The organism is Pseudoalteromonas sp. J010 (assembly GCF_003934235.1).
GTDB classification, from domain to species: domain Bacteria; phylum Pseudomonadota; class Gammaproteobacteria; order Enterobacterales; family Alteromonadaceae; genus Pseudoalteromonas; species Pseudoalteromonas peptidolytica.
The window spans coordinates 34,615-46,643 of sequence record NZ_RDBW01000014.1; the positions used below are offsets into that span (position 1 = coordinate 34,615).

Consider the following 12,029-nt stretch of genomic DNA (forward strand, 5'->3'; position numbering starts at 1 on the left):
CTCGCTGTTCATAAAGTTAGTAACTTTTAACTGCTAAAGCCTGTAATTAACAGGCTTTACTCATTTTTTACAGCTTATTATTTAAACTCATATTAGAGTAAAAATTGTTTTTAGGTTAAATTTCAGCCGATTTTTCCTAACTCTCAGCTTGTTATCAAAAGTCAACCCATAAAGTTCAAAAAAAAAGCAATTATGTTCAATTTATAACCTTTGATTTTTGCAAAAAAAACCGTAAACTTAGCGCCCCTTGAGGAAAGGCGGATTAAACTGTAGTGCGTATTGGTCCATACCAACTTGAAAACAATCTTATCGTAGCACCCATGGCGGGCATCACTGACAGACCGTTCAGACAACTGTGTCGGCGTCTAGGTGCAGGACTTGCGGTATCTGAAATGTTGTCTTCAAATCCTAAAGTGTGGAAAACCGATAAATCGCAAAATCGCATGGATCACAGTGGTGAATCTGGCATTCGCTCGGTGCAAATCGCAGGAGCAGATCCAGAGCTGATGGCGCAAGCAGCACAATTTAATGTCGCCAATGGTGCGCAGATCATAGATATAAATATGGGCTGCCCCGCAAAGAAAGTGAACAAAAAGCTTGCAGGCTCAGCGCTATTGCAACACCCCAAGCTGGTAGATGAAATCATCTCTGCGGTGGTGGCTGCCGTAAAGGTTCCCGTGTCGTTAAAAATCCGTACAGGGTGGGACACAGACAACCGTAACGGCGTTGAGATTGCTCGCATCGCTGAACGTCGTGGCATTGCTTCGCTAGCAGTACATGGTCGCACAAGAGCATGTATGTATAAGGGCGATGCAGAATACGCTACGATCAGAGAAATTAAACGTTCAGTATCAATCCCTGTGGTTGCCAATGGTGATATCACGTCACCAGAGAAAGCGAAACAGGTACTGGAATACACGGGTGCAGATGCCATTATGATTGGTCGAGCCGCCCAAGGTCGCCCTTGGATTTTCCGAGAGATAGACCACTATTTGAAAACCGGTGAACACTTGCCCGAGCCTGAAATAGCAGAGGTTCGAGCAATTTTGATGGAACACTTAGTTAACCTCCATCAGTTCTATGGTGAACCAATGGGAGCGCGCATCGCACGCAAACATGTATCTTGGTATTTGCAAGCCCATGACCAAGAAGGTCAATTTAGGCGAGTATTCAATGCTCTTGAAGCGCCTGAGGCGCAAATCGAGGCATTAGAAGACTATTTTGAAACATTAGGGTAAATATATTTTTTGCCCTGCAAGCTAACTAAGAAAGAGACATAACGATGTTCGAACAAAATGTGACTTCTCCATTTATTACTAACGCTCATGTTCAGTCACAAGAGAAACCGCAACCTTTGCGCGATGCAGTTAAAAAAGCTGTACATCACTACCTAAAGCAGCTTAATGGTCAAGACGTACAAGACGTTTATGAGTTAGTTCTTTCTGAGCTTGAAGCACCTCTACTTGAAGAGGTTATGACTTATACTCGTGGTAACCAGACTCGTGCAGCGATCCTTTTAGGTATCAACCGTGGCACACTTCGCAAGAAGCTAAAAAAATACGGCATGAACTAAGCACTGCTAGTAAAATTTAGTTGATAAAAAAGCACCTTTTGGTGCTTTTTTATTGTATAAAATTCAGCAGCTAGCGGACATTTATCCTTTGCATGTCGCACTTTTCTCATCTTTAACTCGCCTTTTAACATCGTCATCTTAACAATAATGCGCTAAAATACCGGCTTTCTAAGCTAGCCCTTAACTAATCATTGAGGAAACCTGAACCATCATGGATATACATCGTCCAATTCGTCGCGCCCTTCTAAGCGTGTCAGATAAAACCGGTATCGTTGAATTCGCAGCAGCTTTAGAAGCTCAAGGCGTGGAAATTCTATCAACTGGCGGTACTTGCAAACTACTTGCAGAAAATGGCATTAAAGTAACAGAAGTATCTGATTACACAGGCCACCCAGAGATCATGGATGGTCGCGTGAAAACGCTTCACCCCAAAGTGCATGGCGGTATTCTCGGACGTCGCGGTCAAGATGAAGACGTAATGACCGAAAACAATATCTCAGCAATCGATATGGTAGTAGTCAACTTATACCCCTTCGCACAAACTGTTGCGAAAGCTGACTGTAGCCTAGAAGATGCAATCGAAAACATAGATATTGGTGGCCCGACTATGGTTCGCGCTGCAGCTAAGAACCACAAAGACGTGACCATTGTTGTCAATGCGAGTGACTATGGCCGAATCATTGAAGAAATGAAGGCAAACACAGGCTCTACAACATACAAGACGCGTTTTGACCTTGCTATTGCCGCCTATGAGCATACCGCCCAGTATGACGGTATGATTGCAAACTACTTCGGCAAAATGGTTCCTGATTATACTGAGGAAGCCTCTGAAGAGACTAAATTCCCACGTACTATCAATATGCAGTTCACGAAGAAACAAGATATGCGCTACGGTGAAAACTCTCACCAAGATGCCGCTTTCTATGTTGAGAACAATATCGAAGAAGCATCTGTAGCAACCGCTAAGCAGCTGCAAGGTAAGGCACTATCTTACAATAATATCGCAGATACCGATGCCGCACTTGAGTGTGTGAAAGAGTTTGATAAACCAGCTTGTGTTATCGTAAAACATGCAAATCCATGTGGAGTTGCTGTAGATGAGACAATCTTGGCAGCCTATGACCGCGCCTTTAAAACCGACCCAACCTCTGCTTTCGGTGGCATCATCGCATTCAACCGTGAGTTGGATGGTGACACAGCAGAAGCGATTGTTGCTCGCCAATTTGTTGAAGTAATTATTGCCCCAAGTATTTCAGAAGAAGCAGCGCAAATTGTTGCTGCCAAGAAAAATGTTCGCCTGCTTGAATGCGGCCAATGGTCTACTAAGACCACAGGCACTGACATCAAACGTGTTAATGGTGGTATCTTAGTACAAGATCGTGATCAAGGCATGGTTGGCTTGGAAGACCTGAAGGTAGTTTCAAAACGCCAACCAACCGAACAAGAGCTAAAAGATCTATTATTCTGCTGGAAAGTCGCTAAGTTTGTTAAGTCAAATGCGATTGTTTATGCCCGTGACGGTATGACAATCGGTGTAGGTGCAGGTCAAATGAGCCGCGTTTACTCAGCTAAGATAGCTGGGATCAAAGCCGCAGATGAGAACTTAGAAGTACCAGGTTCCGTGATGGCATCTGATGCTTTCTTCCCATTCCGCGATGGTATAGACGCCGCCGCAGCTGCGGGTATTACCGCAGTTATCCAACCGGGTGGCTCTATGCGTGACGAAGAAGTGATAGCCGCCGCAGATGAAGCGGGAATGGCCATGGTATTCACCGGAATGCGCCACTTCCGCCATTAATCAATAAAGCGCGAAACTGATGAGTTTCGCGCTTTTTGTTTCAGCTAATTTCCAGTATTCTGGCTACAGCATGATCATAACAGAATGAAGGAAACTAACGATGAATCTAAGTATGAAACCTCTTATCGCTGCTGCCGTGTTTACAACTCTTGTAGGCTGTAACGCGACAGAATCAAACTCAAACCAAGCAGTACCAAGCGCAATTGCAACAGCCGTTGCCAACGAAAATCGTGCAGAGAAAAACACAGCTCGCGATCAATATAGAAACCCAAGTGAAACGCTTGCTTTTTTTGGTATTGAACCTGCTATGACTGTGGTAGAGATTGCCCCAGGCGGTGGTTGGTATAGCGAAATCTTAGCACCTCTTGTTAAAGGCAAAGGCACATACTACGCAGCGCACTTCCCTGCTGATTCAGATGTTGGTTACTATCAACGTTCATTAAAAAGCTACCAAGAAAAAGTGGCAACTAACCCAGATTATAGTGAAGTTAAGATCACCGAGTTTGCACCTATTACACATAGTAATATTGCACCAGCTGGCAGCGCCGATGTGGTACTCACCTTCCGTAATGTCCATAACTGGTACATGGGTAAAGGTGATGAAGGTGTGCTTAGCGCATTCAATGCTTTTAACAAAGCCCTGAAACCTGGTGGTATTTTAGGTGTAGTTGAACACCGTCTACCAGAGCACCGTGATACCGAAGACCAAAAGTCTTCTGGTTACATGAAGCAAAGTTATGTTATCGATATAGCCAAAAAGGCTGGATTTGAGCTGATTGCAAGTAGTGAAATTAACGCAAACCCATTGGATAGTGCAAACCATCCTAAAGGGGTATGGACGCTACCTCCACGCTTGGCGCTTGGTGATGAGAAAGCCGCGCAATATAAAGCGATTGGAGAAAGCGACCGCATGACCTTAAAATTCAAAAAGCTTTAATAGGAAAATTTCGCCATGAATGTACTCGTCATTGGCAGCGGTGGACGTGAGCACGCGCTTGCATTCAAAGCCGCACAAAATCCATCTGTAAAAACTGTTTTTGTCGCACCTGGTAACGCAGGTACAGCGCTTGAACCTAAGCTTGAAAATGTTGCTATCGGTGTTGAAGATATCGATGCTTTGGTCGCATTTGCTAAAGAAAACAATGTGCAATTGACTATTGTTGGTCCTGAAGCACCATTGGTTATTGGTGTTGTTGACCGATTCCGTGAAGAAGGCCTAGCTATTTTTGGCCCGACACAAGCGGCAGCACAATTGGAAGGCTCAAAGTCATTCACTAAGGACTTTTTAGCACGCCACCACATTCCGACAGCGGCTTATCAGACTTTTGAAAAGATAGAGCCTGCGCTTGCTTACTTAAAGGCACAAGGCGCACCTATTGTTGTCAAGGCTGATGGTCTTGCTGCTGGTAAAGGAGTCATCGTGGCTATGACCGAAGCGGAGGCGGAAGAAGCTATTCGTGATATGCTGGCGGGTAATGCCTTTGGTGAAGCCGGTAGCCGCGTTGTTATCGAGGAGTTTTTAGAAGGTGAAGAGGCCTCTTTTATCGTCATGGTTGACGGTAAAAATGTACTCCCTTTTGCCACCAGCCAAGATCATAAACGCGCCTATGACGGCGATAAAGGTCCAAATACCGGTGGTATGGGAGCCTACTCTCCAGCGCCAGTGGTCACACCGGACATTCATGATCGTATCATGGCTGAAGTGATCAACCCGACGGTTGAAGGGATGGCAAAAGAAGGTCACCCATATACAGGCTTTCTTTACGCTGGTTTGATGATCACAGCTGACGGCACTCCCAAAGTTATCGAGTATAACTGCCGCTTTGGCGACCCAGAAACACAACCAATTATGTTACGTCTTCAATCAGATTTAGTTGAGCTGATTGAGGCGGCTAACCGAGAAGAACTGGATCAAACAGCAATTGAATTCGATCCACGAGCTGCGGTTGGCGTTGTACTTGCTGCTAAAGGGTATCCTGGTAGTTACCCGAAAGGAGATGCTATATCAGGCCTACAGGTAAGTTATCCTGAAGGTGAAAAAGTATTCCACGCTGGTACTAAACAAGATGGCGAACACGTTGTGACTGCTGGTGGTCGAGTTCTATGTGCAACCGCACTTGGACATACGGTAACTGAAGCACAAAAACGTGCCTACTCTCTAGTGAAAGATATTCACTGGGCAGGGGTGGAATACCGTACCGACATTGCATATCGCGCGATCGCACGCGAAAGCTAATTCACGTTAAGCTTTGCTAGGCCAGCTATTGCTGGCCTTTTTAGTTTATGTACTTCGTTCACCTTGATTTGCTATGGTATCCTACCCTTTTATGAGCATTTTTAGGGGCAAAGATGCAAGTACAAGGTACACTCAGCAAGTTAAAATCTACGCTTGTTGAACCTATTCAATATCAATTACCGGTTGGGGATAACTTAGTATCACTTAATGATTACTTCGGAAAACCCATCACGCTTACCTTCACTGGCAATATATTTTGTAGTAATTGTGGTAAAAAAACCAAAAAGAGTTATTCCCAAGGACACTGCTATGTGTGCATGAAAAAGCTCGCAAGCTGCGACATGTGTATTATGAAGCCTGAAACTTGCCACTTCGATCAAGGCACCTGTAGAGAGCCAAAGTGGGGGGAAGAAAACTGTATGATCCCACACTATGTCTATTTAGCGAATACTTCAGGACTAAAGGTTGGTATTACTCGCCATACACAAATACCAACGCGCTGGATAGATCAAGGCGCGACGCAAGCATTACCGATTTTTAAAGTGCAGACCCGTCATCAGTCAGGGTTAGTGGAAGTAGCACTGGCGCAGTTTATTGCTGATAAAACTAACTGGCGTAATATGCTCAAAGGGATCAACCCTGAAGTAGACCTCAAGGCAGAAGCCGCTAAGCTTATTCCACAGATCCAAACCAAACTCGATGAGCTAGCCGAACTCTTTGGCGCGACAGCTATTGAAGTGCTAGATGAAGAGGTGGTCGACCTCACTTTCCCTGTGGAACAACATCCGAGCAAAATCACTTCATTTAACTTTGACAAGGATCCCGTGGTATCTGGTGTACTTGAGGGGATCAAAGGTCAGTACCTGCTTTTTGATAACGGCGTGATCAACATCCGTAAGTTTAGCTCCTACGAGATCACCTTCTCTGACGAGTAAAACGCCTGCCAGTCGTCTTCTGTAAGCGGTTTACAGAAGACATATCCCTGAATAGTATGACAGCCTAGCTTACGTAGATAACGCTTTTGTACTGGCTTTTCTACTCCCTCTGCAACAACTTGTAAATTAAGTGCTTTAGCCATAGCAACAATTGCCGCAACAATCTCACTATTACCATACTCATCAGGCACTTTTGCAATAAAGCTAGCATCAATTTTGAGTATATCTATAGGAAGTTTAGCTAAGTAGCTCAATGCGGAATAACCAGTGCCAAAATCATCAATTGCTAGCTTTACACCAAGCTCTTTGAGCTTTTTCAAGGTGTATTTCGCCTCCAATAAATTACCAATAAAGCTATTCTCAGTGAGCTCTAACTCCAAATACTTCCCTTCGACATTGTGTTTTTTTAATGCTTGGGCGACACATTGATAAAGATCCCCCTGAGTGACATGTGACGCCGAAATGTTAATCGCTAAGCGCCTTATCTCCATTCCAGCTTGTTGCCATTTAGCTAAATGCTGGCAAGCCTTATCTATTACCCATTGGTCAAGGCGGATTATTAGCCCAAGCTCTTCTGCCAGTGGAATAAACTGGGCCGGTGATATAACGCCCAAGTTTGGGTCACGCCAGCGTAGCAAACACTCAACACTGGAGATGCGACTGCTAGTTAAACATTGCAATGGCTGAAAATGCAGCTCAAACTCATCATTTTCTAAGGCGTTTTGAAAACGACTGAGCATAGATAAACGCTCAAATGAACGTGCATTCATCGACGCTTCGAATAACTGGAAAGAATTACGCCCGACTTCTTTGGAGCGATACATAGCAACATCGGCATGCTTCAATAAAGTTTCGGTATCATGGCCATCCTCGGGGTAAATAGCCGCCCCCATCGAGGCCGTCGCAGCGACCTGCATATCACCAAGTTGAAAAGGGTGCGACAACGCCATCAAGATTTGATCTGCAAACTCAATGACCTCCGACATACCGTTCACTTCGCTCAGTAGCACGACAAATTCATCACCACCAAGTCGCGCCAGCGTGTCCCCTTCATTCAAAATAGACTTTATCCGCTCACTAACCTGTACTAATAACTCATCTCCAGCGCTGTGGCCAAGAGAGTCGTTCACTTCCTTAAAGCGGTCTAAATCTATAAACATCACGCTAAGCTTTTGCTTGTAGCGGTGTGCGGATGCCAACGCCATAGAAAGTCTATCGTAGAATAAGCGACGATTAGGCAACCCGGTCAATTCATCAAAATAAGCCAAACGAGCAATTTTTTCTTCTGCATTTTTTCGCTCCGTAATATCGCTAAAAATGGCGGCGTAGAGCATGTCGTCACTGTAAGGCTCTCTGATCTCAATAATCGTGAGCCATTCAACATAGATTTCACCGCTCTTTTTACGATTGCATATCTCGCCTTGCCATACCCCTGTTTCTCTGAGCGTTTGCCACATACTCTGGTAGTAAGATTCATCATGTAAGCCAGAGCTTAATATACTGGGATTTTTGCCAAGTACTTCGTAATCTTTATAACCGGTTAGCGCACTGAATGCCGGATTGATCTGAATAATTTCGCCCGAACTTTTGGTGATCATGATGCCATCCAAAGAGGCATCAATGATACGATTGGCAAGGTATAAATTCTTCTCAGATTTTTGCAGTGCAATATCTCGCTGCACCAATACCTTCTCTAATTCACTGCAATACGCAGTTTCAATTTCAGTTAGTACATTCTTCAGTGCTAATAAGCCAATAACTTTTTGAGATTCGGGACAAGTGACAACTAAATGCCGAATAGAATTTACCGTCATCATGCGGTAGGCATCAAATAAACTATCCTTTGGGGTCATTGCCAGCATCGGGTAACTTGCCAAGTTCCAACATGGTTGACGCCAATCGGGGTTGAGAATGATGTAGGCAATATCTCGTTGAGTGATGATCCCATATTCATGTAAAGCATGATTATATACCAGCACCGCAGTGAGCTTTAATTCACACATGCTACTAATCACATCAGAAACGCAATCCTGGCTGTCTAACACGACAATATTTGAATCAAAATGTTGCTCAATTGGCCGAAAGTGCAGGTAGTGGTCTAGTCCTTGGCTGCGAACAATATCCGACAACGACACCACACCACAAGGAATATTATCAAGGTCAATGACTAATAGGTGGCGGATCCCCAGCTGATGAAACTTAACAGTGGCTTCGCTCAATGTTTTATCTATCTGAATTTTTTGTACCGGAGAGGTCATCACAGATTTGATAGGTACTTGAGCAAAATTTGGATCATTAAAGTCGAGCTTAACGCAATCGGACTCAGTCCAAATACCGATAATATCATCAGCACGAGTAACAAAAATAGAACTCACTCGGTTTGCTTGCATTTGTGCAACCGCATCATGAAGACTCGTTTGCTCATCGCAACATAACAAGCTATTGGTAAATACTTCTTTGATCTGTAACTGACGTGAATCACCAACCATAAGCACACTCTCGCAATATTATTCCAATTTGAAGTATACTGAGCGTCGCTGTTGATAACTTGACCTTGAACAAATAATGACGATAAAAAATTATCCAATCCTACTGGTATTAGACCAAAGTATAGAGCTTATTGAGGATGATAAAGCGCTATCAGACTCTATTCATATGCTTGATGACGCCACCAAGCGCAATGCCGTCGTTATCGCATCGAATGGCAGTTGTACCAATTTACAGGGGCATGTGGTTGATACCATAGAGCTGCCTGATTTAACCAGTTTAGTGCAACAGTACCTTATTGACGAAGGACAATGTTGTGTTAGTAAAATACAATTGCAGAGTGTTCAGCAAGCTTTTGCGTTACTAAAGTAATTCACCCTCTTCTACTAACGCTTTGATGTGCGTCACGGCACTACGGCCAAGTGAAGACAGATCGTATCCACCTTCTAAGTAGGAGATAATACCTAAGCAGTGTTGTGATTTTGCTAACGCAACAACTTGTTCAGTAAACCATTGATAGTCCTGCTCAACTAGTTTTAGTCCTCCCATATCATCTTCAAGATGGCCATCAAATCCGGCACTAATAAAGATAAGCTGTGGTCTAAATGTTTCTAGTTTTGGTAGCCACTGCTGTTGAAATAATGCTTTTAAATCATTGCCATCAGCACCTGCTGCCAATGGAGAGTTAATTAAGCTTTGATGGTTTTCAATCGCGGTATTAGGATAGAATGGATACTGAAATAGTGAACAAAACAGAATGCTAGGATCGTCTTTGAAAATATCTTGAGTACCATTGCCATGGTGCACATCAATATCTAAAATTGCAATCCGCTCAACCCCCTTGGCTTTTGCGTAAGCCGCAGCAATGGCGACATTATTAAAGACACAGAACCCAGAGGAAGTACTTTGATTAGCATGGTGTCCTGGCGGCCTCACCGCGCAAAATGCGGCATCGAGATTACCAGCAATAACTTCGTCTACCGCTAATATTCCAGCACCAACAGCACGCTCAATTGCTTTTAGCGAGTCAGGGCACAGCCATGTATCACCGTCTAATGACACCAGTCCTTCACTCGGGATCTTGTCTATCACCTCTTTAATCATGGCTTGATCATGCACCAAGGCATAATGCGAGGTGTCAGCTTTAATTGCGGCTTTATGTTCTACGGCTATATCTAATCCAGAGGCCAGTAGCCTATCCGATATCGCATCTAATCTGGCCGGACATTCGGGATGTTCCTCTGTCATTTTATGCTTGCGGCAATAAGGGTGGGTGATAATCGCAGTACGCATCGTAGAATACATCCTCGCTTAGTGTATGACTCTGTTGAGTCCAGTCATTGCTCCTTTTGACTATATCAAAGCCACCTCTTAGTGGCTTTGATACTTTGGTATATCCTAATGCGCTGCAGGCGCAGCCTTAGCCTTTAATTCAAGGTTGTGAAAATCGAAACTAAAATCGGTGATTTGAGGGTTTACAAATTCCATTTCAGCTGACTCTACGCGTTGTGATTTATTAATAGTAAAGTTGATATAGGCGTCAGCCTCAAGCAACGGCTCATCCCAGCGTACCACAAAAGTATTGCCACTGAGATGCTCAAGCTTTCCTTTTAGCCGTTTAGTGTGCGTAAAATCGATTCGCAGTACATTATCAAGTTGCTCTATTATCACATCACCGTACCATGAGCTTACCAAAGTTCCGGTGTAATTTTGCAACGGCAATGATGGCTGCGGCGCCGTTACTTTGACAATGCCTGCTTTTGCGTACTTTTCTTGCTGAGCTTTAAAATAGTCATCAGCAATAAGGTTGACCCAATCTTTATCTTCTAACCCTAGGGCATCCTCAAATACTTCATTAATAATCGCTGATAACGCAGCATACTTTTGCTGATTTGACAGCACAACAACACCCAGCTTCTTCTCTGGGATCATTGCAACCTGAGAGACCATGCCTAAAATACCGCCGCCGTGGCCTACTTTTTTATAACCGAAATAATCTTCAATCGCCCAGCCTAAGCCGTAACCTCTAAACTGCTGGTGATAAAATGATGCCGCTTTTTTAGCAGGTATTCGTGTTATATGAGGGTGCCACATTTGTACTTGCTGAGCAGCTGAAAATAATTGCTCGCCGGATGGCAGCTGCCCACCAGCTAACTGAGTTTGTAGCCACTTTGTCATATCATCGACATTGGACGCAATGGCACCCGCCCCTCGAAAATCTTCAAGATAGTTAACAAAAAATGGCGTCAATTTACCCGACATAGGAATATGTCCCGTTGCCCAGTTCGTGTTATCTGATGGGATCCGAGAAAACCCTGCTTTGGAATCATCCATCTCCAATTTATTGAACATTTCTTGCTCAACAAAGTCGCGCCAGTTTTTACCACTCACTCGACTGACAACTTCACCGGCTACCACAAACATGAGATTGTTGTAGGCGTATTGACTGCGAAAGCTGGAATCTGGTTTAAGGTGTGAGATACCAGCAAGTAGTTCAGGCATGGTTTTATCTGTATCAGGCCAGATCATTAAATCTCCGGCCCCTAAACCTAACCCGCTGCGGTGACTTAATAAGTCGCGAATGGTCATTTCTTGAGTGACATAGCTATCGTAAAGCTTAAACTCAGGAATATGCTGAACAACTTTATCATCCCAGCTTAATTTTCCCTTATCAACCAACATTGCCAGTGCTGCGGCAGTAAAAGCTTTGGTATTAGATGCGATCCCAAAAAGCGTATCAGCGTTGACGTTAGCAGGTTTGTGTAAATGTGTGACCCCAAAGCCTTTGGTCATCACAACTTTGCCATCTTCAACAATACCTATCGCTAAACCTGGTATATTGAACCGCTTCATCGCTTCTTCGACGGCACTTTCCACATCTTGTAAATTTACAGCTGCACTTGCAGGCGGTGTCAGTATACTTGCAGCAACCAAACCAGTTGTGATGAGCCATTGTTTTATTTTCATTACTATTCCTTGGATTTATTACAGCTCAACCAT

The 12,029-nt window shown here is 44.0% G+C and carries 10 protein-coding genes; 7 read left to right on the forward strand and 3 right to left on the reverse strand.

The window, feature by feature from the left end; all coding sequences use genetic code 11:
• Positions 1 to 272: 272 nt before the first annotated feature.
• The 6 genes from dusB (at position 273) to EAG18_RS09315 (ending at position 6,542) form a co-directional block, all read left to right on the forward strand.
• Positions 273 to 1,238, forward strand: a complete 966-nt coding sequence (dusB, locus tag EAG18_RS09290; RefSeq protein WP_125252108.1) for a tRNA dihydrouridine synthase DusB — start codon at positions 273 to 275, stop codon at positions 1,236 to 1,238.
• Positions 1,239 to 1,282: 44 nt separating this feature from the next.
• Entirely contained in the window at positions 1,283 to 1,573 is a 291-nt protein-coding gene (gene fis / locus EAG18_RS09295) for a DNA-binding transcriptional regulator Fis (protein WP_010374122.1), read from the forward strand.
• A 211-nt stretch (positions 1,574 to 1,784) separates the two neighbouring features.
• The gene (gene purH / locus EAG18_RS09300; RefSeq protein ID WP_125252109.1) at positions 1,785 to 3,371 is read left to right on the forward strand and encodes a bifunctional phosphoribosylaminoimidazolecarboxamide formyltransferase/IMP cyclohydrolase; all 1,587 of its coding nucleotides are present in this window, start codon (positions 1,785 to 1,787) and stop codon (positions 3,369 to 3,371) included.
• 100 nt (positions 3,372 to 3,471) lie between these two features.
• Positions 3,472 to 4,308, forward strand: a complete 837-nt coding sequence (locus EAG18_RS09305) for a class I SAM-dependent methyltransferase (RefSeq protein WP_125252110.1) — start codon at positions 3,472 to 3,474, stop codon at positions 4,306 to 4,308.
• Between the two features lie 15 nt (positions 4,309 to 4,323).
• A complete protein-coding gene (gene purD, locus EAG18_RS09310) occupies positions 4,324 to 5,607 on the forward strand; it encodes a phosphoribosylamine--glycine ligase (RefSeq protein ID WP_125252111.1) in 1,284 nt (427 codons plus the stop codon).
• 113 nt (positions 5,608 to 5,720) lie between these two features.
• Entirely contained in the window at positions 5,721 to 6,542 is an 822-nt protein-coding gene (locus EAG18_RS09315; protein ID WP_125252112.1) for a DUF2797 domain-containing protein, read from the forward strand.
• Here EAG18_RS09315 and EAG18_RS09320 read toward each other — a convergent pair.
• Entirely contained in the window at positions 6,515 to 9,031 is a 2,517-nt protein-coding gene (locus EAG18_RS09320) for an EAL domain-containing protein (RefSeq protein ID WP_125252113.1), read from the reverse strand. The two genes, EAG18_RS09315 and EAG18_RS09320, sit on opposite strands and share 28 nt — an antisense overlap.
• Before the next feature lie 76 nt (positions 9,032 to 9,107).
• Between EAG18_RS09320 and EAG18_RS09325 the strand changes: the two genes are divergently transcribed.
• Positions 9,108 to 9,401, forward strand: coding sequence for a DUF4144 family protein (locus EAG18_RS09325; RefSeq protein WP_125252114.1), 294 nt, complete (start codon positions 9,108 to 9,110; stop codon positions 9,399 to 9,401).
• On the opposite strand, the gene EAG18_RS09330 is transcribed toward EAG18_RS09325, so the two are convergent.
• Both EAG18_RS09330 and EAG18_RS09335 read right to left on the reverse strand, forming a co-directional pair.
• Positions 9,393 to 10,322 carry a histone deacetylase family protein gene (locus EAG18_RS09330; protein WP_125252115.1) on the reverse strand — a complete coding sequence of 310 codons (930 nt, stop codon included), beginning with the start codon at positions 10,320 to 10,322 and terminating at the stop codon, positions 9,393 to 9,395. The genes EAG18_RS09325 and EAG18_RS09330 overlap by 9 nt on opposite strands.
• A gap of 105 nt (positions 10,323 to 10,427) precedes the next feature.
• The gene (locus EAG18_RS09335; RefSeq protein ID WP_125252116.1) at positions 10,428 to 11,996 is read right to left on the reverse strand and encodes a serine hydrolase; all 1,569 of its coding nucleotides are present in this window, start codon (positions 11,994 to 11,996) and stop codon (positions 10,428 to 10,430) included.
• Positions 11,997 to 12,029 lie beyond the last annotated feature (33 nt).